The 23,862-nt window shown below is 65.2% G+C and carries 23 protein-coding genes; 12 read left to right on the forward strand and 11 right to left on the reverse strand.

Features of this window, described 5'->3' with window-relative positions; genetic code table 11:
- Positions 1–86: 86 nt before the first annotated feature.
- On the reverse strand, positions 87–620 hold the full coding sequence (infC, locus tag ABD719_RS07655; RefSeq protein WP_192124337.1) for a translation initiation factor IF-3: 534 nt from the start codon (positions 618–620) through the stop codon (positions 87–89).
- Between the two features lie 176 nt (positions 621–796).
- Between infC and ABD719_RS07660 the strand changes: the two genes are divergently transcribed.
- Positions 797–1,222, forward strand: a complete 426-nt coding sequence (locus ABD719_RS07660) for a TM2 domain-containing protein (RefSeq protein WP_344692769.1) — start codon at positions 797–799, stop codon at positions 1,220–1,222.
- 158 nt (positions 1,223–1,380) lie between these two features.
- Here the strand turns inward: ABD719_RS07660 and thrS are convergent, their stop codons facing one another.
- The 3 genes from thrS to ABD719_RS07675 form a co-directional block, all read right to left on the reverse strand.
- Positions 1,381–3,375 (reverse strand): threonine--tRNA ligase, encoded by a 1,995-nt coding sequence (gene thrS, locus ABD719_RS07665; protein ID WP_344692770.1) that lies wholly within the window; start codon positions 3,373–3,375, stop codon positions 1,381–1,383.
- Between the two features lie 74 nt (positions 3,376–3,449).
- Positions 3,450–4,298, reverse strand: coding sequence for a class A beta-lactamase (gene bla / locus ABD719_RS07670; RefSeq protein ID WP_344692771.1), 849 nt, complete (start codon positions 4,296–4,298; stop codon positions 3,450–3,452).
- Positions 4,298–5,113, reverse strand: a complete 816-nt coding sequence (locus tag ABD719_RS07675) for an LD-carboxypeptidase (protein ID WP_344692772.1) — start codon at positions 5,111–5,113, stop codon at positions 4,298–4,300. Before ABD719_RS07675 ends, bla begins: the two co-directional genes overlap by 1 nt.
- A 49-nt stretch (positions 5,114–5,162) precedes the next feature.
- On the opposite strand from ABD719_RS07675, the gene ABD719_RS07680 reads away from it, so the two are divergent.
- The 7 genes from ABD719_RS07680 to ABD719_RS07710 all read left to right on the forward strand — a co-directional run bounded on the left by ABD719_RS07680 (position 5,163) and on the right by ABD719_RS07710 (position 10,583).
- Positions 5,163–6,566, forward strand: a complete 1,404-nt coding sequence (locus ABD719_RS07680) for a glutamate ligase domain-containing protein (RefSeq protein ID WP_344692773.1) — start codon at positions 5,163–5,165, stop codon at positions 6,564–6,566.
- A gap of 78 nt (positions 6,567–6,644) precedes the next feature.
- Positions 6,645–7,709, forward strand: coding sequence for an NAD(P)-dependent alcohol dehydrogenase (locus ABD719_RS07685; protein WP_344692774.1), 1,065 nt, complete (start codon positions 6,645–6,647; stop codon positions 7,707–7,709).
- A gap of 97 nt (positions 7,710–7,806) precedes the next feature.
- Positions 7,807–8,541 (forward strand): alpha/beta hydrolase, encoded by a 735-nt coding sequence (locus tag ABD719_RS07690; RefSeq protein WP_344692775.1) that lies wholly within the window; start codon positions 7,807–7,809, stop codon positions 8,539–8,541.
- A 28-nt stretch (positions 8,542–8,569) separates the two neighbouring features.
- Complete coding sequence (locus ABD719_RS07695; RefSeq protein WP_344692776.1) at positions 8,570–9,004, forward strand: VOC family protein; 435 nt, start codon at positions 8,570–8,572, stop codon at positions 9,002–9,004.
- A 1-nt stretch (position 9,005) separates the two neighbouring features.
- Complete coding sequence (gene gloB, locus ABD719_RS07700) at positions 9,006–9,749, forward strand: hydroxyacylglutathione hydrolase (protein WP_344692777.1); 744 nt, start codon at positions 9,006–9,008, stop codon at positions 9,747–9,749.
- Between the two features lie 40 nt (positions 9,750–9,789).
- The gene (locus ABD719_RS07705; protein ID WP_344692778.1) at positions 9,790–10,197 is read left to right on the forward strand and encodes a hypothetical protein; all 408 of its coding nucleotides are present in this window, start codon (positions 9,790–9,792) and stop codon (positions 10,195–10,197) included.
- Entirely contained in the window at positions 10,197–10,583 is a 387-nt protein-coding gene (locus ABD719_RS07710; protein ID WP_344692779.1) for a hypothetical protein, read from the forward strand. Before ABD719_RS07705 ends, ABD719_RS07710 begins: the two co-directional genes overlap by 1 nt.
- An 80-nt stretch (positions 10,584–10,663) precedes the next feature.
- On the opposite strand, the gene hslU is transcribed toward ABD719_RS07710, so the two are convergent.
- The 3 genes from hslU to phaR form a co-directional block, all read right to left on the reverse strand.
- Entirely contained in the window at positions 10,664–11,962 is a 1,299-nt protein-coding gene (gene hslU / locus ABD719_RS07715; protein WP_344692780.1) for an ATP-dependent protease ATPase subunit HslU, read from the reverse strand.
- A gap of 67 nt (positions 11,963–12,029) precedes the next feature.
- The gene (gene hslV, locus ABD719_RS07720; protein ID WP_344692781.1) at positions 12,030–12,575 is read right to left on the reverse strand and encodes an ATP-dependent protease subunit HslV; all 546 of its coding nucleotides are present in this window, start codon (positions 12,573–12,575) and stop codon (positions 12,030–12,032) included.
- 89 nt (positions 12,576–12,664) lie between these two features.
- Entirely contained in the window at positions 12,665–13,234 is a 570-nt protein-coding gene (phaR, locus tag ABD719_RS07725) for a polyhydroxyalkanoate synthesis repressor PhaR (RefSeq protein WP_344692782.1), read from the reverse strand.
- 14 nt (positions 13,235–13,248) lie between these two features.
- Here phaR and ABD719_RS07730 point away from each other — a divergent pair, with 14 nt between their 5' ends.
- The 3 genes from ABD719_RS07730 (at position 13,249) to ABD719_RS07740 (ending at position 18,978) form a co-directional block, all read left to right on the forward strand.
- Positions 13,249–14,322 carry an alpha/beta hydrolase gene (locus ABD719_RS07730; protein ID WP_344692783.1) on the forward strand — a complete coding sequence of 358 codons (1,074 nt, stop codon included), beginning with the start codon at positions 13,249–13,251 and terminating at the stop codon, positions 14,320–14,322.
- A gap of 38 nt (positions 14,323–14,360) precedes the next feature.
- Positions 14,361–15,545 carry an acetyl-CoA C-acetyltransferase gene (locus ABD719_RS07735; protein WP_344692784.1) on the forward strand — a complete coding sequence of 395 codons (1,185 nt, stop codon included), beginning with the start codon at positions 14,361–14,363 and terminating at the stop codon, positions 15,543–15,545.
- A 163-nt stretch (positions 15,546–15,708) separates the two neighbouring features.
- A complete protein-coding gene (locus tag ABD719_RS07740) occupies positions 15,709–18,978 on the forward strand; it encodes a TonB-dependent receptor domain-containing protein (protein WP_344692786.1) in 3,270 nt (1,089 codons plus the stop codon).
- Positions 18,979–19,059: 81 nt separating this feature from the next.
- On the opposite strand, the gene ABD719_RS07745 is transcribed toward ABD719_RS07740, so the two are convergent.
- The 4 genes from ABD719_RS07745 to ABD719_RS07760 all read right to left on the reverse strand — a co-directional run bounded on the left by ABD719_RS07745 (position 19,060) and on the right by ABD719_RS07760 (position 21,807).
- Positions 19,060–20,088 carry an alanine racemase gene (locus tag ABD719_RS07745; RefSeq protein ID WP_344693080.1) on the reverse strand — a complete coding sequence of 343 codons (1,029 nt, stop codon included), beginning with the start codon at positions 20,086–20,088 and terminating at the stop codon, positions 19,060–19,062.
- Between the two features lie 63 nt (positions 20,089–20,151).
- Positions 20,152–20,655, reverse strand: coding sequence for a pantetheine-phosphate adenylyltransferase (coaD, locus tag ABD719_RS07750; protein WP_192124039.1), 504 nt, complete (start codon positions 20,653–20,655; stop codon positions 20,152–20,154).
- Positions 20,652–21,551: a polyprenyl synthetase family protein gene (locus ABD719_RS07755; protein ID WP_344692787.1), complete on the reverse strand. Its 900-nt coding sequence runs from the start codon at positions 21,549–21,551 to the stop codon at positions 20,652–20,654. The genes coaD and ABD719_RS07755 overlap by 4 nt, the downstream gene beginning before the upstream one ends.
- Positions 21,552–21,555: 4 nt before the next feature.
- Positions 21,556–21,807 (reverse strand): exodeoxyribonuclease VII small subunit, encoded by a 252-nt coding sequence (locus ABD719_RS07760; protein ID WP_192124042.1) that lies wholly within the window; start codon positions 21,805–21,807, stop codon positions 21,556–21,558.
- A 321-nt stretch (positions 21,808–22,128) separates the two neighbouring features.
- On the opposite strand from ABD719_RS07760, the gene mqo reads away from it, so the two are divergent.
- Positions 22,129–23,844 carry a malate dehydrogenase (quinone) gene (gene mqo, locus ABD719_RS07765; RefSeq protein WP_344692788.1) on the forward strand — a complete coding sequence of 572 codons (1,716 nt, stop codon included), beginning with the start codon at positions 22,129–22,131 and terminating at the stop codon, positions 23,842–23,844.
- The last annotated feature ends 18 nt before the right edge of the window (positions 23,845–23,862 follow it).

Consider the following 23,862-nt stretch of genomic DNA (forward strand, 5'->3'; position numbering starts at 1 on the left):
GTCTCGTGTTCATCGGCCCCGAAACGAAACGGGGCGACCGTTGCCGGCCGCCCCTGTTCACGCATCGATCAAATGAATCGGCAGGCTTATTTGGGCGACAGCACCATCAGCATCTGCCGGCCTTCCATGCGCGGATAGGCTTCGACCTTCGCGACTTCGGCCGTGTCCTGCGCCACGCGCTGGAGCACCGCCATGCCAAGCTGGCCATGGCTCAGCTCGCGGCCGCGGAAGCGCAACGTCAGCTTGACCTTGTCGCCCTCGCCGATGAACTCATGCACCTTCTTCATCTTGGTGTCATAGTCATGGTCGTCGATGTTCGGACGCATCTTGATCTCCTTGATCTCCTGCGTCTTCTGCGACTTGCGGGCGAGGTTCGCCTTTTTCTGTGCTTCGTACTTGTACTTGCCGACGTCGAGGAACTTGGCGACGGGCGGATCGGCATTGGGCGACACTTCAACCAGATCGAGGCCGAGTTCCTGCGCCTGCGCCTGCGCCTCACGCGTGTACATCACGCCAAGATTCTCACCCTCATGGTCGATCACGCGAACCTTGGGGCTGACAATCCATTCGTTGAAACGAGGACCGTTCATTGGCGGCGCCTGGTTGGGTCGGCGCATCATGGGAGGACGTATGGGGTAAACTCCTGTGGCAACTGCCTGCATAATATAAGGCATCGGCGGTGCTTTGGGAAGATGCCGTTCCACCCCCCGCGCATTGGCCCGTTGCATCGCCCCCCGCCTTCGGCAAGATAGGCGCGGCTTATCGGGAGGAATGGATGCGCGGACGGGTACTTGGCGTGGATGCACGCACCGGCGACGGACTGGTCGCGGGTGACGACGGCCGCCGTTACACCTTCCAGCCCGCCGACTGGGCCAGTCGTGGCGAGCCGGCGATCGGGATCGAGGTGGATTTCGATGCCGACGACCGTCGCGCGCTTAGTATCTATCCGATTCCCGTCGCCACGCCGCCGGTCGCGGCGCAACCCGCGTCACCGCTGCGGAACGACCGCAACAAATATGTCGCCGCCGTCATCGCCTTCCTGCTGGGGTCGTTGGGCATCCATCGCTTCTATCTGGGGCGGACCGGATCGGGCATCGCGATGCTGGTGCTGACCTGCACCGTCGTCGGGCTGCTGATCACCGGGCCATGGGCGTTCATCGACATGATCCGGTACCTCATCATGTCGGACGAGGAGTTCGCGGCGCGGTATCGGCGGGATTAGAGCAGGAAAATATCAGCCTAATCCATCCCGCTCCACTTACGTCATTGCGAGCGTAGCGAAGCCATCCAGGGCGTCACTCACCGGGCACCGGTTTGCTTCGCTACGCTCGCAATGACGATCAGTGGTTCATCAACCTCACGCTGCGTAAAGGCGTCTCCTCACCGCAGGTCGGGCGCCAGCGCCTCTCCCGCCAGCATCGCGGCGACTTCGTCCAGCGACAGCATGGTCTGGCCCTGGCTGCCCAGTCGGCGCAGCGCGACCGTGCCTTCCTCCGCCTCGCGCTTGCCGACCACCAGCAGGTTGGGCACCTTGGCCAGCGAGTGTTCGCGCACCTTGTAGTTGATCTTCTCGTTGCGCAGGTCCGTCTCCACCCGCAGCCCGGCCTTGCGCATTGTCGCGGCCACCTGTTCCGCATAACCGTCCGCGTCCGACACGATCGTCGCCACCACCGCCTGAACCGGCGCCAGCCAGAGCGGAAAACGGCCGGCATGATGCTCAATCAGGATGCCGAGGAAACGTTCGAACGTCCCTAGAATCGCACGGTGCAGCATCACCGGGCGGTGGCGGTTGCCATCCTCGCCCACATAGCTGGCGTCGAGCCGATCGGGCAGTACCCGGTCGGACTGGATGGTACCGACCTGCCACGTCCGCCCGATCGCGTCGGTCAGGTGAAATTCCAGCTTGGGGGCATAGAACGCACCCTCACCCGGCAGTTCCTCGAACTTCGCCTTGATCGCGTCGGACAGCGTCGACTGCTGTACCGCCTCGCGCAGTTCCGCCTCGGCCACGTCCCACATCGCGTCGGAACCGAACCGTTTTTCCGGGCGCAGCGCCAGCTTCACCGCATAATCCTCGAAGCCGAGGTCCTTGTACACGCTGTCGAGCAGTTCGCAGAACTTGCGCACCTCCTCGACCAATTGGTCCTCGCGCACGAAGATATGCGCATCGTCCTGTGTGAACTGGCGGACGCGCATGATGCCGTGCAACGCGCCGTGCGGCTCGTTGCGGTGGCAGCAGCCGAATTCGGCCATGCGGATCGGCAGGTCGCGATACGACTTGATCCCCTGCTTGAAGACCAGGACGTGCGCCGGGCAGTTCATCGGCTTCAGCGCCATCAGGTCGCCCTCGCCCGACAAGACCGCGCCTTCGTCCTCGGTATTGGGCACCTCGTCGGGCACCACGAACATGTTTTCGCGATACTTGCCCCAGTGACCCGACTGTTCCCATTGGCGCGCGTCCATCAACTGCGGGGTCTTCACCTCGTCGTAATCGGCGGCGTCGAGGCGGCGGCGCATATACGCCTCCAGCTGCCGCCACAGGATGAAGCCCTTGGGATGCCAGAATACCGAGCCCTGTGCCTCCGACTGCAGATGGAACAGGTCCATCTCCTGCCCGATCTTGCGGTGGTCGCGCTTGGCGGCCTCCTCCAGCCGGAACAGGTGCTGGTCGAGCTGCTTCTTGTTGAGCCAGCCGGTGCCATAGACGCGGGACAGCATCGCGTTCTTCTGGTCGCCGCGCCAGTACGCGCCCGATACCCGCGTCAGCTTAAACGCCTGCGGGTCCAGCTTGCCGGTCGATACCATGTGCGGCCCCCGGCACATGTCGAGCCACCGGCCCTGTCGATAGATCGTCAGTTCCTCGCCATCGGGCAGTTCGGCGGCCCATTCGGCCTTGAACGTCTCGCCCTGCCGCTGCCATGTCTCGATCAGTTGCTCGCGCGACCACACCTCGCGCACGAACGGCTCGTTGCGGGCGATGATGCGGCGCATCTCCGCCTCGATCGCAGGCAGGTCCTCGTCGGTGAACGGCCGGTCTTTCGGCGCGAAGTCGTAATAGAAGCCGTCGTCGGTGGCGGGGCCGAAGGTGATCTGGGTGCCGGGGAACAGGTGCTGCACCGCCTCCGCCATCACATGCGCGAAATCGTGGCGCGCCAGTTCCAGCGCGTCCTTCTCGTCCTTCGCGGTCACCAGCGCGAGGTGCGTATCGCCGTCGAACGGGCGCGACAGATCGCGCACCTCGCCATCGATGCGCGCGGCGATCGCCGCCTTGGCAAGGCCGGGGCCGATCGCGGCGGCCACGTCCGCGGGGGTGGTTCCGGGCGCAACCTCGCGGACGGAACCGTCGGGCAGCGTGATGCGGAACATGGCAGACATGGGAAGAACTCACTCGGTCAGGGATGTGGCGGCTTATGCCGCTGCGCCACCCATATAGGCAAGCGGCACGGAATTCACCCGCTTCGACGTGCTCCCGCCGCCCGCGCCAGCCCGGCGAACCAGCGATCGGTCGCCGTGACGTCGCGGTCCCCCACCCGCCACGCCGCGATCAGCACGGGCGCCCCCGCCGGCGGCAGCAGCACGCCGACGTCGCCCATCGCGTTCCGATCGGTCGCGGTGGGGCGATCGGTAGTGTAGGTACCGGTCTTGTGGCCGATCCGCCAGCCGGCCGGCAGCCCCGCCTTCAGCCGCGTCGCCCCGGTTTCGCAGGCGATCAGCCACGCCATCAGGTGCGCGCGCGACGCGGTGGTCAGGACCGGGCCGTAGAGCAGCCGGTCGAGCAGCCGCAGCATCGCCGTCGCGGTCGTCGTGTCGCGCGGATCGCCCGGCAGCACCCGGTTCAGCGCCGGCTCGATCCGGTCGAGCCGCGTGACCCGGTCGCCCTGCCCGCGCAGCCAGATGGTAAGGCCGGCGGGGCCGCCGATCCGGGACAGCAGCAGATTGGCCGCCGCATTGTCGCTTTGCGCCACCGCCGCCCGGCACAATTCGCCGACGGTCAACCGTCGGCCATCGGCAAGCGCGGCGCGGACGACCGGCGCATAATCGAGCAGATCGCCCGGCCCGAACGCCACGGCCCGGTCCAGCCCCTCGTGCCCGCGATCGACATGCCACAACAGGCAGGCGGCCAGCAGCCATTTGAACGTGGAGCACATCGGCACCCGCACGTCCGCCTGCGCACCCGTCATTCGCCCGGTCGCCTTGTCGAGGGTCGCCCAGGCCGCGATCACCGGCGGTGCGGCGACGACGGCACCCGTCCCGACGACGCTTGCCCCTATCCCGGCCAGCACCATGCGCCGATCCATCACGCGATCCCGAACGGCACGACCATGTTGGTCTGCGCATGGCCGATTGCCGCGCGCCCCAGATACGGCACCCCCATGTCGCGGCACCAGCGATCCATCATCGCCTCCAGCGTCTCGCCCCAGGGGGGATCGTTCGCCTGGATATCGTTCACGATGCCCAGCCGCACGCCGGCCAGCCCCTTCAGCTGCGTCGCGTTCGCGATCGTGAACAGCATCCGGTCGACATTATAGAGTGGTTCCGACACCTCCTCGATCATCAGCACATGATCGGTCAGGTCGGGCATCCACTGCGTGCCGACCAGCGCATTCAGGATCGCGAGGTTGAAGGCGGCGGCGGGTTGCCCATCCAGCGTCGGCTCCAGCCCCTGCCGGTCGCCGCGCAACAGCCAGCCCAGCGTCCGCGCCACCGTCTCGTCCCCGTGTCCGCGGTTGATGTCGGTCGCCATCGGGCCATGCACCGGCCGGCCGATCCGGCGCGCGTACAGCGCGGCGAGCAGGAACCCCATGTCCGAATAGCCGACATAGCTCTTGGCCCGCGCCGCCGGCCCCAGCCGGGGCATCACCGCCGCGAGGATGCGGTTGGAGCCATAGCCGCCGCGCGCGAACCACACCGCACCGACGCCCGGATCGTTCGCCACCTCCAGGAACGCCGCCGCACGCACCGCATCCGATCCGGCGAAATGCCCTTCGCTGGCGAAGCATTGCGGGTGGAACACCAGATCGACTTCGGGATAGGCGATCGCCGCGAACGCACCCGCGCGGGCGGCGACCACCGGGTCTATGGCCCGCGCCGGGGCCACCACTGCGATCTTCACGATATGTCCCCGGCTTGCCCTATGCTGGCGATGCCGATAGCCCGCCGCCATGGAGCATCGCAAATTCTTCTTCGTCGGCATCGGGGGATCGGGAATGATGCCACTGGCGATGATCGTCCGCGCGCGCGGCGGCGACGTCGCCGGCTCCGACCGCGGGCTGGATCAGGGCCGCACCGCCCCGAAGTTCGATGCACTCGCCGCGTTGGGCATCCACCTGTTCCCGCAGGACGGCAGCGGCGTGACGCCCGACCGCCTCGTCGTCGCCTCTGCCGCGGTGGAGGACAGCGTACCTGACATGGTTGCTGCCGCACAGGTGTGCGCGCCACGGATGAAGCGCCCGGCACTGCTGGCGACCCTGTTCAACGACGCGGCACTGCCGATCGGGATCGCGGGCACCAGCGGCAAATCCACCGTCACCGGCATGATCGGTCTGATCCTCCACGCCTGCGGCCGCGACCCGACGGTGATGAACGGGGCGGTGATGAAGGATTTCATCCGCCCCGACGCGCCCTTCGCCAGCGCGCTGGTCGGCGGCGGCGATCCGTTCGTCAGCGAGGTGGACGAAAGCGACGGGTCGATCGCGCTCTATCGTCCGCGTATCGCCGTGCTGAACAACGTGACGCTCGACCACAAGTCGCTGGACGAGCTGCGCGGCCTGTTCGGCGATTTCGCGCGCGCGGCCGACCGGGTGGTCGCGAATGCCGGCGATCCGGAAACCGCCGCGCTGCTCGCCACCCTGCCCAGCGAACGGCTGACGACCTTCGCGGTCGAAGGGAAAGCCGATCTGGTTGCGGAGAACCTGCGCCCCGAATCCCATGCGATCGGGTTCGACCTGATCGCGGGCGAGGCGCGCATCCCGGTGCGGCTGGCGGTACCCGGCCGCCACAACGTGTCCAACGCGCTCGCCGCGATCGGCGCGGCGGCGGCGGCGGGGGTGCCGCTGGCGCAGGCGGCACAGGCGGTTTCAGGCTTCACCGGCTTGCGTCGCCGCTTCGACCTGGTGGGCGAGGCGGGCGGCATCGCGGTGATCGACGATTTCGGGCACAATCCGGACAAGATCGCCGCGACGCTCGACACGCTGCACGACCAGCCCGGCCGGCTGCTCGTGCTGTTCCAGCCGCATGGTTACGGCCCGCTGAAGGTGATGGGGCGCGAACTGGCACAGACCTTCGTCGATCGCCTCGGCCCGGACGACGTGCTGACGATGCCCGACCCGGCCTATTTCGGCGGCACCGTGGAGCGCGACGTGGGCAGCGGGGATATCGTCGCGGCCGTCGTGGCGGGCGGTCGTATCGCCCATCACGATCCCGACCGTGCCGATGCCGCCGCCCGCCTCGTGGACCTGTCCCGGCCGGGGGACCGGATCGTCGTGATGGGCGCGCGCGACGATACGTTGAGCGCCTTGGCGGCGGATATGCTGGCGGCGATCGCGAGCCGCGGTTCCGCCGGGTAAGAATATTTCACTGGCGGTTTTAACCCCCTGTACCTGCTCCCATATGCGCGCCTCGCTTTCCCCCGAGGTAATTAATTCATGCCCACCCCCGCCAGCGGCTATGCCGCGCCATCCGCCGCCGCCCCGCTCGCTCCGTTCAGCTTCGAGCGGCGCGATCCCGGTGCCACCGACGTCGCGATCGACATCCTGTATTGCGGCGTCTGCCATTCCGATCTGCACACCGCACGCGGTGAGTGGGAAGGCACGCTCTACCCTTGCGTTCCCGGTCACGAAATCGTCGGGCGCGTCACCGCGGTCGGCAGCGACGTGACGAAGTTCACGGTCGGCGATATCGCCGGCGTCGGCTGCATGGTCGGCAGCTGCGGCCATTGCCCGTCCTGCGACGATGGCGAAGAGCAATATTGCGAGACGACCGGCATGGTCGGCACCTATAACGGCCCCGATCCCGTGCTGGGCGGCTATACGTTCGGCGGCTACAGCGATCATATCGTCGTCGACGAAGGCTTCGTGCTGAAGGTGACGCATGACGAGGCCGATCTGGCCGCCGTCGCGCCGCTGCTGTGCGCAGGGATCACCACCTATTCGCCGCTTCGTCACTGGAAGGTCGGGCCGGGGCAAAAGGTCGGCATCGTCGGACTGGGCGGGCTCGGCCATATGGGCGTGAAGATCGCCGCGGCGATGGGCGCGGAAGTGTATGTCTTCTCCACCTCCCCCAACAAGCGCGACGATGCGAAGCGGCTGGGTGCGACCGACCTGATCGTGTCGAAGGATGCCGATGCGATGGCCGAACACGCCAACAGCTTCGACTTCATCCTGAACACCGTCGCCGCACCGCACGATCTCGACCAGTTCCTGATGCTGTTGAAACGCGACGGCACGATGACTTTGGTCGGCGTGCCCGCCGAACCGCACCCCTCGCCCTCGGTCGGCAACCTCGTGTTCCGTCGTCGCCATCTGGCCGGCTCGCTGATCGGCGGGATCGCCGAGACGCAGGAGATGCTCGACTTCTGCCGCGAGCACGGCCTGACCGCCGATATCGAGACAATCCGGATGGATGAGATCGAAACCGCCTATGAGCGGATGGTGAAGAGCGACGTGAAGTACCGCTTCGTCATCGACATGGCGACGCTGACGGCGGCCTGATCCACGCCGGTCGCCGGCTTCCCATGTTCCACCTTTGTTCCACGTGAAACGGTGGCGATATGGTTGGCCGCGACCGCGTCGTCGGGTAAGGCGGGGGATGAGCACCGAACGCCCCCGCCTCGCCTTCCACCTGACCGAGGGCGCCGGCCCGGTCGTGATCTTCCTGCCCGGCTATGCCTCCGACATGAACGGCAGCAAGGCGCTGACGCTGGAAGGGTGGGCGAAGGCGAACGGCCGCGCCTTCCTGCGCTTCGACTATGGCGGCTGCGGCCAGAGCGAGGGCGCGTTCGCCGATCAGACTCTGACGGGCTGGCGCGACGACGTGCTGGCGATGATTGACGATATCGCCACCGGCCCGGTCGTGCTGGTGGGGTCGTCGATGGGCGGGTGGCTGATGCTGCTGGCGGCGCGGATGCGGCCCAACCGGGTACGCGCACTGGTAGGGATCGCCCCCGCGCCCGACTTCACCGACTGGGGCTTCACCCAAGAGGAGAAGATGACGATCCTCAATACCGGGCGGCTGGAACGCGCCAATCCCTATGGCCCCGAACCCACCATCTACACCCGCCCCTTCTGGGCATCGGGTGAGGCGAGCCGGCTGATGTTCGGCACGATCGCCTTCGACGGTCCGGTGCGGCTGTTGCAGGGGCAGGCGGACCCGGACGTGCCGTGGAACCGCACCGTCCACCTCGCGGGGCTGTTCGGGTCGGCGGATGTCCGCACCATATTGATCAAGGACGGCGACCACCGCCTGTCGCGTGACGCCGATCTGGCGCTGCTGATCGCGACGGTGGCCGAAGTGACGGATACGTCGGGGCGGTCGGAGGGTTGATGCGGCAAGACCGATAGACGGAGCCTCCATGCATTACCTGCACACCATGATTCGCGTCACCGATCCCGATGCGACGATCGCCTTCTTCGAACTCCTCGGGCTGAAGGAAGTCCGCCGACTGGAGAACGAGGCGGGGCGGTTCACGCTGATCTTCCTTGCTTGCCCCGACGACATGAATGCGCCGGGCGAGCGTGCGAAGGCCGAAGTCGAATTGACGTACAACTGGGACCCGCAGGAGTATGACGGCGGCCGCAATTTCGGCCACCTCGCCTACCGCGTCGACGATATCTATGCGACGTGCCAGCGTATTCTCGACGCCGGCCACATCGTCCACCGCCCCCCGCGCGACGGACACATGGCGTTCGTGAAGACGCCGGACGGCATCTCGATCGAACTATTGCAGGACGGCACGCTGGAGCCGGCTGAACCTTGGGCATCGATGCCCAACACCGGCAGCTGGTAGGATGGCGACGCCCGCCCCGCCGCTGGAGATCGTCGCGGTCCCGGTGCTTGCCGACAATTATGCGTGGCTGATCTTCGACCCGAAGACGGCCGATGCCGCAGTGGTCGACCCGGGCGAAGCGGCCCCGGTGCTGGCCGCTGCCAAAGAGCGCGGCTGGCACATCTCGCAGGTGTGGACCACGCACTGGCATCCCGACCATACCGGCGGCAATGCCGACATGAAGGCGGCGGGCGCGACGATCACCGGCCCGACGGCGGAACGGGACCGCATCCCCACGCTCGACACGTTCGTAGGGGCAGGCGACGTGGTGCGGTTGGGCAGCCATACCGCGCAGGTGCTGTCGGTGCCCGGCCATACCGCCGGCCATGTCGCGTTCCATTTCGCCGACGATGCGCTGGTCTTCACCGGCGACACGCTGTTCGCGATGGGGTGCGGCAGACTGTTCGAGGGTACGCCGGCGCAGATGTGGGCGAACATGCAGACCTATGTCGCGATGCCGGACGAGACGAAGGTATATGGCGGGCACGAATACACCCAGTCGAACGCCCGTTTCGCCGCGCATGTCGAACCGGACAATGCGCTGATCGCCGACCGCCGCATGGTGATCGACCGGTTACGCGCGCTGGGCCAGCCGACGCTGCCGACCACGATCGCACAGGAACGCGAGACCAACCCCTTCATGCGTGCCGGTTCCGCCGAACGGCTGGGCGAGTTGCGGGCGCAGAAGGACAATTTTCGCAGCTGACCCCAAGCCGTCGACAGGAGACCGACCGATGCGTTGCCTCATGATCCTGGCTCTCGCCGCAACTACCGCCGGGTGCGCCGCGACCGGTAGCGGCCCGGCCGATCCACCGGCGGGCGAGCGGACCTCCTATAATAACGGCCGCTCGCTCGACCAGGCACTGGCGGGATATGTTGCGGGCGACAAGGTGAGTTGCCTGCCACAAACCCGCACGCCGCAAAGCGACAGCTATGGCCAGACGGTGGTGTATCGGGTCGGCCGCAACCTGCTCTACCGGAACGACATGGGGCCTGGGTGCGAGGGACTGGGGCGTGGCGACATCATGATCGCCAGCACGCCGATCGGCCGGTTCTGCCGGGGCGACATCGTGCAACTGATCGACCGGACATCGCGCTTCCCGACCGGCAGTTGCGCATTCGGTGACTTCATCCCCTATCGAAAGGCGAAATGATGCGCGCGTTACTCCCTCTCGCCTTGCTGGCGATCGCGATCCCCGCCGTGGCGGCGGCACCGCCAGCCAAAGAGAAAGAACGCGACTTCCTCGCCGGACGCGTGGCGGGCAAACCGGTGCGCTGCATCGACCCGCGTTCCAATCAGGGGCCGACCGTCATCGATGAGAAGACGATCCTCTACAACGTCACCGGTCGCCGCGTGTACCGCACCGGTCCGGTCGGCGCCTGCCCGTCGCTGCGCCCGCTGACGACGCTGATCGTGGAGATCCGGTCGGGGCAATTGTGCCAGAACGATATGTTCCGGGTGCTGCAGCCCGGCACCACGATCGCATCCGCTTATTGCCGGTTCCAGCCGTTCGTGCCGTACGACCGGCCTAAAAGGTAGCCACTCGCAGTAGAACTTCCCCCCTTACTTCTCCGGCCTTCCGGGAAAGTAAGGGCAGGCAAAGCGGGGGTATGTCCCCCTTACAGCACGAACCTACTGAGATCGGTGTTACGGGCGATGCTGGCGAGCTGGCGGTCGACATAGGCGGCGTCGATCGTCAGGGTTTCACCCTGGCGGTGTTCGGCATCGAAGCTGACTTCCTCCAGCAGCTTCTCCATCACCGTCTGCAAACGACGTGCGCCGATATTCTCGATCTCGCCGTTCACCTCCGCCGCGATCCGCGCGACGGCGGCGATGCCGTCGTCGGTGAAATCGATCGTGACGCCTTCGGTCGCCAGCAGCGCACGATATTGCGCGGGCAGCGACGCCTTGGTGTCGGACAGGATCGCGACGAAATCCGCCTCGGTCAGGCCTTTCAGCTCGACCCGGATCGGCAGGCGGCCCTGCAGCTCCGGCAACAGGTCCGACGGCTTGGCGACGTGGAACGCACCCGATGCGATGAACAGGATATGGTCAGTCTTCATCGGCCCGTATTTGGTCGCGACGGTGGTGCCCTCGATTAGCGGCAAGAGGTCGCGCTGCACGCCTTCGCGGCTGACCGAGCCGCCGCCCCGATGTTCGGACATCGCGATCTTGTCGATCTCGTCGAGGAAGACGATGCCGTTCGCCTCCGCATCGGCCAGCGCGGCACGGCTGACCTCGTCCTGATCGAGGCGCTTGTCCGCCTCCTCCTCGACCAGCTTCTCCCACGCCGCCGGGACCAGCAGCTTGCGGCGCTTGAGTTGCTGCCCGCCGCCGAACGACTTCATCATCTCCGACAGGTTGATCATCTGCGGGCCGGCACCCGGCACCTCGAACGGCGTTGCGGGCGCCTGTTCCAATTCGATCTCGATTTCGGTCTGGTTGAGATGGCCGTCGCGGAACCGCTGGCGGAAACTCTCCCGCGTCGCCGCGCTCGAATCCTTGCCGACCAGCGCGTCGAGCAGGCGACCCATCGCCGCCTCCTCCGCCTTGTCCTTCACCGCGAGACGGCGGCGTTCCTTCTCCAGCCGGATCGCCTCCTCGACCAGATCGCGGGCGATCTGCTCGACGTCGCGGCCGACATAGCCAACCTCGGTGAACTTGGTCGCCTCCACCTTCACGAAGGGGGCGTCGGCGAGCTTCGCCAGCCGGCGGCTGATCTCGGTCTTGCCGCAGCCAGTGGGCCCGATCATCAGGATGTTCTTGGGCGTCACCTCGTCCCGCAGATCGGCGGACAGTTGCTGGCGACGCCAGCGGTTGCGCAGGGCGACAGCGACCGCGCGCTTGGCGTCGGCCTGACCGATGATGTGCGCGTCGAGCGCGGCGACGATCGCCTTGGGGGTAAGGGACTGGGTCATGATATGATCTCTCTCCCCTTCGATATGCCGGAGGGGTCGGGGGAAAAGTCGAAGGCGGCGCGGTGGCCTAGGCGGCGCTGTCGAGCGTCTCGATCGTCAGCCGGTCGTTGGTGTAGACGCATAGGTCCGCAGCGATGGCCATCGCCTTGCGACACAGCGTCTCGGCATCCGTTTCATAATCGACCAGCGCGCGGGCGGCGGCGAGCGCGTAATTGCCACCCGATCCGATCGCGGCCACACCGTTCTCCGGCTCCAGCACGTCGCCATTGCCGGTCAGTATCAACGTCACGTCCTTGTCGGCGACGATCATCATCGCTTCCAGATTGCGGAGATACTTGTCGGTGCGCCAGTCCTTGGCCAGTTCGACCGCCGCACGGAGCAACTGGCCCTGATGCTGCTCGAGCTTGCGCTCCAGCCGTTCGAACAGGGTGAAGGCATCGGCAGTAGCGCCGGCGAAACCGCCGATCACCTTTCCCTCCGCCCCCAGCCGGCGCACCTTGCGCGCATTGGGCTTCATCACCGTCTGGCCCATCGAGACCTGGCCATCACCGATCACGACAACCTTGCCGCCGCGTCGGACCGAAAGGATCGTCGTGCCATGCCAAGCCGGCATGGAGTTATTGTCGCTGCTCATGGCCGCGCATATGGGGGCCCGGCGGGCGGCGTCAACGAGGGGACGAGGCCTCCGCCGATGCCGCGCGGTCAGCCCAGCCGGTCGACCTTCGACTGCAGCTGCGCCAGTTCCGCCTTCAGCGCGGCGATCTCGTCATCCTTGCTGGCCGTCGTGGTGGCCGGTGCCGCGGGTGCGAACGGATTGGGGACGGCGCCACCGACCGGCGGAAACGCGCTGGCCGCCGCGCCCAGCATCTCCAGATTGCGCTTCGCCATCTCCGCGAACGGGGTCTGGGCGAAGGCGCCCGCGACCGCCGAGCGGAACTCCTCCTGATTGCGGCGGAAGCTGTTCATCGAATCCTCGAGATAGCCCGGCACCATCGCCTGCATCGAATCGCCGTACATCGAGATCAGCTGGCGCAGGAAACTGACCGGCAGCATCGCCTGACCCCGGCTTTCCTCGTCCATGATGATCTGGGTCAGGACGCTATGGGTGATGTCCTCGTCGGTCTTGGCGTCGACCACCTTGAAGTCGCGTCCCTCCCGCGTCATCGCCGCCAGATGGTCCAGCGTGATGTAGGACGATGTTTCGGTATTATAGAGCCGGCGGTTCGCGTACTTCTTGATGATGACGCTGCCCGTGGTGTTCTGCTTCTTCATGGCTCTCCCCTTCCATGTCCTTTGAACAGCCTACACCCCGTGATGATGCGCCGCAACACGCACCGCGGCCCCTGCCGCTGTTCCTGTCTATGCTGCGCAGCGAAACCGCAGCATCGCCGGACAGACAGGCAGCGGCGCTGGCGGGACTGGCTCGGTATCAGGCGGCGACGCGGCCACCCCCGCCCCCGCCGTTGCCGCACGAGCGCCGGCATGGGCGCGCCCGCCTGACCGGTACCGGTGGCGGCGGAAGCGGAGACCGGCGTCCGATGGTGCTGATCCCCTCGCTCATCAATCCGCCGACCATCCTCGACCTGTCGGCGGAGGCGTCGCTGCTGCGCTGGCTGGGCGCGCAGGGTCATGCCGCCTGGCTGTTCGACTGGGGCACGCCGGATGCGGGCGACCGCGCGATGGACATCGCCGACCATGTCGAATGGCTGCTGCTGCCGCTGCTCCGCACGCTGGACGCGCCGCCGGTACTGGTCGGCTACTGTCTGGGCGGCACGATCGCTGCCGCGGCGGCAACGCTGATGCCGGTCGCCGGGCTGGCGACGATCGCCGCGCCGTGGAACTTCGCCGGCTATGGCGAGGCGAGGGCCGACATCGCGAGACACTGGGCAGGTGCGAAGGCAGGATGCGAGGCGATGGGGCTGGTGCCGATGGAATTGCTCCAGACGGGGTTCTGGATGCTCGATCCCGCCCGCACCGTCGCCAAGTACGAAGCCTTCGCGACGATGGCGGATGCGGCGGTGCCAGCCTTCCTCCAAATGGAAGACTGGGCCAATGCCGGGCCGCCGCTGACGCTGGCCGCCGGGCGCGACCTGTTCGAGACGATGATCGCCGCCGACCGCCCCGGGCGCGGGGAATGGCGGGTGGCCGGCCGCACCATCGACCTGCACCGCCTAGCCTGCCCCATGGTCGAGTTCGTCTCGCTCACCGACCGCATCGTCCCCGCCGCCACCGCCGCCGGCCTGCCCGACCGGCGCGACGTGGCGGCGGGCCATGTCGGCATGATCGTCGGCAGCAAGGCGAAAGCCGGATTGTGGACACCGCTTGCCGACTGGATTGCGCGGCTGCCCCGCTCTACATAACCCGAAACGCCCCGAGCAACCGTCTGAGAGGATCGTCCATGAACGCCCATCCCACCGACATCGTCATCGTCGCCGCCAAGCGCACCCCCGTCGGCAGTTTCCTCGGCGCCTTCGCCGCGACGCCCGCGCACGAACTGGGCCGGATCGCGATCGCCGCGGCGCTGGAGCAGGCGAACATCCCCGCCGCCGACGTGTCGGAGGTCATCATGGGCCAGGTGCTGACCGCGGCGCAGGGGCAGAACCCCGCGCGTCAGGCGTCGATGGCGGCCGGCGTGCCCAAGGAAGTGCCGGCATGGGGCGTCAACCAGGTGTGCGGCTCGGGCCTGCGCGCAGTGGCGCTGGCGGCGCAGGCCGTGGCGACGGGCGATGCCACCATCGTCGTTGCGGGCGGGCAGGAATCGATGTCGCTGTCCGCACACGCGCAGAACATGCGCGGGGGCACCAAGATGGGTGCGGTCAGCCTGATCGATACGATGGTGCATGACGGGCTGACCGACGTGTTCAACGGTTATCACATGGGCATCACCGCCGAGAATCTGGCCGAGCAATATCAGGTGACCCGCGCCGAGCAGGACGCCTTCTCGGTCGGCTCGCAGAACAAGGCGGAGGCTGCACGCGGATCGGGCCGGTTCAGGGACGAGATCGCGCCGGTGACCATCAAGGGCCGCAAGGGCGACACCGTGGTCGCCGATGACGAATATATCCGTGCCGGCGCGACCATCGACGGCGTGTCGGGCGTGCGCCCCGCCTTCAAGAAGGACGGTACCGTCACCGCCGCCAACGCATCGGGTCTGAACGACGGCGCCGCCGCGATCGTCGTGACCAGCCGTACCGAGGCGGAGAAGCGCGGCCTGCCCGTGCTCGCCACGATCCGCAGCTGGGCCTCCGCCGGGGTCGACCCGTCGGTGATGGGCATCGGCCCCGTCCCCGCCACCCGCCGTGCCTTGGAAAAGGCGGGCTGGACGATCGCCGACCTCGACCTGATCGAGGCCAACGAAGCCTTTGCCGCGCAGGCGCTGTCGGTCGGCAAGGAACTGGGCTGGGATGCCGACAAGGTGAACGTCAACGGCGGCGCGATCGCCATCGGCCACCCGATCGGCGCCAGCGGCGCCCGCGTGCTGACCACGCTGATCTACGAAATGGGCAAGCGCGACGCCAAGAAGGGGCTGGCGACGCTGTGCATCGGCGGCGGCATGGGGATCGCGATGTGCCTGGAGCGGTGACGCAGCCAAAATATGACATATTTACTTACTATTTGTTACAAGATGGCAACACTCGTTAGGAAAACATTTGTAGTCATTGATTGAAATCAAACTCTGATTGCGCGGGAACTTCAGAACCTTTCTCATTCATGAATGACGTTTGTGTCATTCATCGGGGGTTCAGATGAAGGCTTACCTATTTTTGAGTGCAACCGCGTTGGTAGGGTCGGGGATCGGCGTTGCACCTGTATACGGCCAGACGGCAACGCCGACCCAAGCAGCGGCATCGCAAATAGAATCGCCCATCTCCCCGGCCGCTGCTATTGATGAGCCAGATGCTGCCGACGATCAGGAAATAACCGTTACCGGCAGTCGTATTCGCGTCCGGAATACCATTGATGCCGCCATTCCGATTGCGACCGTTACCGCGACCGAGTTGCTGGGTGCCCGTGGCGACATATCCTTGGGAGACGCGATAAATCAGCTTCCTCAGCTCCGATCCACTTTCAGTCAGGCAAATTCCACCGCATTTATCGGTACAGCTGGAATCAACCAGCTTGACCTTCGCGGATTGGGAACAGCTCGCACGCTGACGTTGCTCAATGGGCGTCGGATCGTCAGCGCTTCGCCGGGAAGCTATGCTCCCGATATCAATACGCTGCCCTTTGCCCTGATCCAGCAGGTCGACTTGATCACTGGCGGTCAATCCGCGATCTACGGATCGGATGCGATCGCAGGCGTCGTGAACTTCATCACCCGGCGGGATTACGAAGGCACATCGCTGCGTATGCAGGGTGGCGTCTCGAAATATGGCGATCGTGGCAACCAGCTTGTCAGCGGCCTGACCGGCGCGAACTTCTTCGAAGGACGCATGAATCTTACGGTGGCGGCGGAATACAGCCATGCCGATCCATTCTATTTTGCGGACCGGGATTACCTCGGTACTTATGGTGGCAATGCCGGGTTCATCACGTCGCAGATCACGACAGCACCCAATCGCAATTTCGATGGTATTCCCAATGCGGTTTTTGTGCCTCGCGGCATCGTGTTCGGCAACAGGTCACTCGGTGGTACAGTCGTAACGTCATGCCCGACCGCCACCACCGCTGCGAACGCAGCGCAGCGCGCGGCGATCTGCACGGGTCAGAATACGCCTACGGGTGGCGCCCTGGCCTACAACTTCCTGTTCCAGAATGATGGATCCCTTTTACGCGATTCGCCCACAACGACGGGATTGACCGACAATCGGGCAATTGGCGGCGGCGTATTGTTCGGCGGTACCGCAACCGGCCGTGAAGGCGCACAATTGTCTCCCGAACTCGATCGGTTCAACGCCAATATCCTGTTGAGCGGAACCATCTCTTCGGCATTCAAGCCTTTTGCCGAGTTTGGGTTTACCCAGGTCAAGGCATATCAGCAATCGACCCAGCCAAGCTTTACCGGTGGTACACTGTCCGGAACGGCAAGCGTCAACAATCCGTTCCTGACCCCGGCGGCACGTGTAACACTATCGACGATACTGCCAGTGAATGCGACCACGTTTACGTTCAATCGGTTCAACAACGATCTCGGGACGCGTGCGGAAGCCCATACCCGCCGTACGTATCGTGGAGTCATCGGTATCGGTGGTGATATTTGGGATACGGCAAATTTGCGGTACGAAATCGCAGGCAATTACGGCCGGACGGAGAACCATTATCGTACGGGCGGCAACGTGCTGGTCGCCAATTATAATCGCGCATTTAACGCCGTCGTCGCGCCGGCAAGCTTTACTGGTTCGAACTTCGTGCTCAATTCGCAGAATCAGCGCGTGGTGTGCGCCGTCAACGCGAATACCAGCGCAACCGATGACGATGCCAACTGCGTCCCGCTCAATCTGTTCGGTGAGAACAGGGCGGACCCGCGGGCGATCCGTTACTCGCTTTATACCTCGACGCGTGACCAATGGGCCGAGCAGATCAACGCCACGGCGTTCGTGTCGGGTGACACGTCCGGACTGTTCAAACTGCCTGGTGGACCGATCGGGTTCTCGTTGGGTGGCGAATATCGGCGTGAAGACGCCTTTTCCGGACAAGATCCGGTAACGGCGTCCGGTGCGACCTTTCTTAACGCTGCGGCAATCTTCAGTCCGCCCGCCATTGAAATCAAGGAAGCTTACGGCGAAATTCGCCTTCCACTCTTGGCAAATCTGCCCCTCATCCACGAGTTGACGGTCGAAGGCGCCGGGCGTGTTTCCGACTATGGCGGTACAACCGGCTCGGTATGGGCGTGGAATGCCAGTGGCATCTGGGCGCCAGCACCTGATATCCGATTTCGGGCGAACTATTCGCGGTCGGTTCGCGCGCCCAACCTCGGTGATCAATTCGCGACGGCAGGGGTGACTTTCGTAAACGGCCTGTCCGATCCGTGCGATCAGCCTGGCGGCACCAATTCGGGCAATAACGTCACCACCAATCCGAACCGGGCTCGCAATTGCGCTGCGGCAGGCATTCCAACGACGATTACATTTACCGATCCTGCATCCGGTGCGTCACTCACCCGTCCATGGACGAACCAGCCGACCTCGGGAGTTGCCGGCGTCAACCGGGGCAACCCGGATCTTGTTCCTGAAATCGGTAACAGCTTCACAGTGGGAACGATATTCACGCCACGTATAATACCCGGCTTCCAACTAAAAGTAGATTACTACAATATTCGTGTAAAGCGGGTGATCTCTGGCCTTAATGGTCAGACAATCATCAATCGTTGCTATGATGATCCAGTCGGAATTGACAATAATTTTTGTTCAGCAGTGTTTCGTAGAACGAGCAGCAACGCCGTTGAGAACCTGACTTTCAATGGTCAGAGCAACCGACAGATCGATCAATCGCAATTCGCCATCCCACTCGCGGGAGATTCGGTATCATTCATCAATCAGCCGTTTAACTTTGCCAAGCTGTCTACCCGTGGCATTGACGTCGACACAAACTATACCAAAAAGTTTGGTGATGGTTTAAGCATCAATGCTCACCTGATAGTTAGCTATGTCAAGGAACGCCTTAGCTATAGTTTCATAACCGACCCCAGTCGTTATGACCGGCTCGATCAGCAGTTAGGCGACCCCCGCTGGCAGGGACAATTTTCCCTCAGTGGAACCGCCGGGGTCCTCGACGTAAATTACAATGCACGTTACGTGGGCAAGCAGATCGTGTCCGGCCTGAGTTACGACACCTTCTTTAGTGTCCAAGGCCGCCCTGCGACCAATCCCGACGCTCGTCCCTTTGTTTTTTATGATCCCGTCGTCTATCATAATTTTCGGATCGGGATCAACGCGACGAAGGACCACCGATTCTACTTTGGCGTCGACAATGTCGGCAATGAGTTGCCACCTCTTGACTTAACCGGGGTAGGCTCTGACGCGATATATCCAAATATTGGCAGGTTCTTCTACGCAGGTGTAGAAGCAAAGTTTTAAACTATATCGTTATATGAGGTCACTTCGGTGACCTCATATAACTATCGACGTATGTTCATCTGACATAATAATCATCGATACTTAACACCAGAGGCGTTGGCATCGCTGACCAAGACCGGTGATTAATTCATATTGTGAGATAGACGTGGCCGCCGCTACTGTCGGCAAATAGTAGTCGATGCTAATCCAGTGATCGGCATGCAGTTCGGCCTCAGCCTCCATGGCGAACGCCAGAAGGTCCATTGACACCCGCCCTAGCAGGGGTAGCCGCCAGTGGCCGAAGCTCGCCGAACCGATCCCCGAAAAAGCCCGCCGATACCCATCCGCATACCCAAGATTGACGATCGCCACCTCGGTGTCCTCAGTCGCCACCCATGTCGCGTTGTACCCGACGCTCTCTCCCGCCCGCACCGTCCGCCGTTGCAGGACCTGCGCCTCGGGGAATACCACCTGCCGGATCGCCCCCGCCATGTCGTCCCGCGGCACGCCCCCGTACAGCGCCAGGCCCGGCCGGGTCAGGTCGAAGGCATAGTCCTCCCTCAATCCGATGCCGGCCGAGTTGGCGAGGCTCATCCGCCGTGCCGCCGTCCTGCCCGTCAGCGCGGCGAAGCGGGTGCGCTGCATCTCGTTCATCGGGCTGTCCTTGTCCGCGCAGGCGAGGTGGCTCATCAGCGTATCGATGGCCAGACCATCGATCAGGCCAGCGGCGATGTCGTCGGCCGAGATGCCGAGCCGGTTCATGCCGGTGTCGACCATCACGTCGCACATGCCGCCGCCCGCCTCCCGCCAGCGCGCGATCTGTGCGGGCGTGTTGAGGACCGGGCGCGCGAAGCCGGCAAGCGCGGCGGGCATGTCTTCGGCGCGGACGCCGTGCAGCACCGATACCGACAGGCCAAGGGCGGCGAGTGCCTGCGCCTCCGCCCAGGTGGCGACGAAGAAGTCGCGGCAGCCGGCCGTCGCCAGCCGCGTCGCCACGCCCGTCGCGCCGAGGCCGTAGCCATCCGCCTTCACCGCCGCGCCGCACGCGGCGCGACCGCTCATCCGGTTCAGGGTCTGCCAGTTGGCGACGAGGGCCGCGCCGTCGAGGCGCAGGCGGCAGGGGGCGGGAATGTCGATCACCGGCCGCGCCTTAGGCGCACCGGCCCCGCCCGTCGAGAGAGGGGGGCCGGCGGATCAGCTACCCTTGCGACCGATCATGGCCACCCGCGCGACCAGATCGGCGCACACCGCCGGCGTGACGAATTTCGAGACGTCGCCGCCGTACAGGGCGATTTCCTTCACCAGGCGCGAGGCGATCGGCTGCAACGCGACGTCGGCCATCAGGAACACCGTCTCGACGCTGCGGTTGATCTGCTGGTTCATCCCCGCCATCTGATATTCATATTCGAAATCGGCGACCGCGCGCAGGCCGCGGACGATCACCTTCGCGCCTTCACGCACCGCGAAATCCATCAGCAGCGAATCGAACGCGACGACGGTGATGTCGCCGGGCACACCCGCCACCTCGCGCCGCACCGTCTCCATCCGCTCGTCGAGGGTGAACATCGGCGATTTGGACGGATTGGTGGTGACCCCGATCACCAGCCGGTCGACCAGCGTCGCGCCGCGCCGGATGATGTCCATATGCCCCAGCGTGACGGGATCGAACGTGCCGGGATAAACGCCGATCCGGCTCACCGGTCACGCTCCACGACATAGGTGGCGACCGCGCGCAGCAGGTCCGCCTCCGCCCCGAACCCGTGCAGATGCCGTACCGCCTGATCGACCAGCATCGTGCATTGTGCCCGGGCGCGGTCGACGCCCATCAGCGTGAGGAAGGTCTCCTTGCCCGCGCCCTCATCCTTGCGCAGCCGCTTGCCGGCGACCGCCTCGTCCCCCTCGGCATCGAGCAGGTCGTCGGCGATCTGGAACGCCAGCCCCAGATCATGCGCATAGCCGCGCAGCCCGGTACGCCCCTCCGGGGGCAGGCGACCGAGGATCGCCCCCGCCTCCACCGCGGCGCAGATCAGCGCCCCGGTCTTCATCTGTTGCAGCCGGGTGACCGTCGCCAGATCGAACCGTGCGTCCTCGGCGGCCAGATCCATCATCTGCCCGCCCGCCATGCCCGAAGGGCCGGACGCGCGGGCGAGGTCGAGCACCAGTTCGGCGCGGACGAACGGATCGGGATGCGTCGCGGGATCGGCCAGCACCTCGAACGCCAGCGCATGGAGGCAGTCGCCCGCCAGGATCGCGGTCGCTTCGCCATACACCTTGTGTGCGGTCGGCTTGCCCCGGCGCAGATCGTCATCGTCCATCGCGGGCAGATCGTCATGGATCAGCGAATAGACGTGGATCGCCTCGATCGCGGTGCCGACCAGCGCGGCGCAATCGCGGTCCACCCCCAGCAGCCCGGCGGTCGCCATGGTGAGCAGCGGGCGCAGGCGCTTGCCGCCACCGATCGCGGCATGGCGCATACAGGCGTACAGATCGGCGCGGGGATCGTCCGGCACCGCCAGCAGCGTGTCGAACCGGCGATCGACCTCGATCGCGACCTCGGCGATCGCCTCGGCCAAGGTGGGGGGCAGGATCGTCATCGATTCAGCCGGCGGCAAAGGGGCGGGTGCCCTGCGGCTTGCCCTCGGCATCCAGCCGGATCGCCTCGATCCGGGCCTGTGCCGCGTCAAGCCGTTCGGCGCAGCGGGCGCGCAGCCGGTCGCCGCGTTCGTACAGGCGGATCGATTCGTCGAGCGTCGCATCGCCGCTTTCCAGCCGGCCGACGATCCGTTCCAGTTCCTTCAGCGCATCCTCGAATGAGAGATCCGCGACGGCGGTTTCGGTGGGCGTATCCATCCCGCCGCTATGCGACACGGGCGATGGGGTGGCAAGGATCGGTACGCGACCTTGAACGGCCTTGATAAAGACCATATGTTGGGAACCAATGATGGACAGGCCCGGATCGGGCCATGGTCCCAATATCGCGTCATGACCGCGACAATATCATCGGAGTTTCTGGGTGAGGGTTTCGGGCAGCGATTGCGCCCGACCGGCAGCCATGTCGGCCGGTGCATTTCGTTTTGCTGGCCGAAGCGGTTATCCAGCAATGTCCCCTCCGTGCCCCGATCGACCGGCGGGACAGCTTACGGATCGGGCCACGACGAAAAGGGCATATCGGTGCAGAACCAGACCAACGATCATGACGATCACTCCATCGCAGACGGGGCGGCTCCGGCCGACCATGGCGTCACCCGTCGCGGCGTGATCGGCGCGGCGATCGCGGCGGGCGGCACGGCGATGCTGCCGGGTTCGGCGGACGGCCAGGCGACCGAGCGGTCGGTCGACGTGCTGCTGATCGGTGGCGGCATCATGAGCGCGACGCTGGCGGTGCTGCTGCGCGAGCTGGAGCCGAACTGGACGATCGAGATGGTCGAGCGGCTGGACAAGGTGGCGGACGAAAGCTCCAACGGCTGGAACAATGCCGGCACCGGCCATTCCGCGCTGTGCGAACTGAATTACACGCCGGTCAACATCGCGGACGGCAAGGTCGAGATCAAGAAGGCGATCGAGATCAACGAGCAGTTCCAGGTCACCCGCCAGTTCCTGAGCCATCAGGTCAACGCCGGCATCCTGGCCAATCCCCGGTCCTTCATCAATTCCACCCCGCACATGAACTTGGTCTGGGGCGATGAGAATGTCGCCTTCCTGCGCAAGCGGTTCGAGGCGCTGGGCGCCAGCCCGCTGTTTTCCGGCATGGAATTTTCCACCGACCCCGCGCAGATCGCCCGCTGGGTGCCGCTGATGATGGAAGGGCGCGATCCGAAGATGAAGGTGGCGGCGACGCGTTCGCCGCTGGGCACCGATTGCGAATGGGGTGAGGTGACGCGACAGTATATCGCGTCGCTGACCAAGCGGCCCGGCTTCACGCTCAACACCGGGCACGAGGTTCGCTCGCTGGAGCGGGACGGCGGCGGCTGGCGGGTCACCGCACGCGACATGAAGACCGACGACAAGCAGGTTATCAGGGCGCGTTTTGTTTTCGCGGGCGCCGGCGGCGGCGCGCTGCCGATTCTGCAGAAATCGGGCATTCCGGAAGCGGCGGATTATGCCGGCTTCCCGGTCGGCGGGTCGTTCCTCGTCGCGGAAAAGCCCGCGATCACCCACCGGCATCTCGCCAAGGTATATGGCAAGGCGGCGACCGGATCGCCGCCGATGTCCGTGCCGCATCTCGATACGCGCTATCTGGATGGCAAGCAGATGCTGCTGTTCGGCCCGTTCGCAACTTTTTCGACCAAGTTCCTGAAGGAAGGGTCGTATTTCGATCTGCCCAAGTCAGTCACGCTCGACAATTTCCGGCCGATGATCGCAGTCGGCTGGGACGATTTCGATCTGGTCGAATATCTCGCCGGCCAGCTCATCATGTCGCAGGACGACCGGATCGAGGCGTTGCAGGAATATTTCCCCGGTGCGCAGGGCAGCGACTGGCGTCTGTGGCAGGCGGGCCAGCGGGTGCAGATCATCAAGCGCGATCCCGACAAGGGCGGGGTGCTGAAACTGGGAACGGAGATCGTCGCCTCCAAGGATGGCTCGATCGCCGCGTTGCTGGGGGCGTCGCCGGGCGCGTCGACCGCGCCATCGATCATGCTCGACCTGCTGAAGAAGGTGTTCGGCAACCGGCTGGCGACGCCGCAATGGCAGTCGCGCATCCGGGAAATCGTACCCAGCTATGGCGTGGCGCTGAACGATCATCCCGAGCGGCTGGCCCATCACTGGGCCTCTACCGCGGAAACGCTGGAACTGACCGTGCCGTCACCCGCCGTCCATGTTTCCACCACGCCCCGGCCCGCAGCTACCCGTGTGAAGGTGGATCGCAGCCCCGATCTGGCGCTGTAGAACGGGCTGACCTCGACC

Origin of the sequence: Sphingomonas cynarae (assembly GCF_039537815.1) — a bacterium.
GTDB classification, from domain to species: Bacteria; Pseudomonadota; Alphaproteobacteria; order Sphingomonadales; family Sphingomonadaceae; genus Sphingomonas; species Sphingomonas cynarae.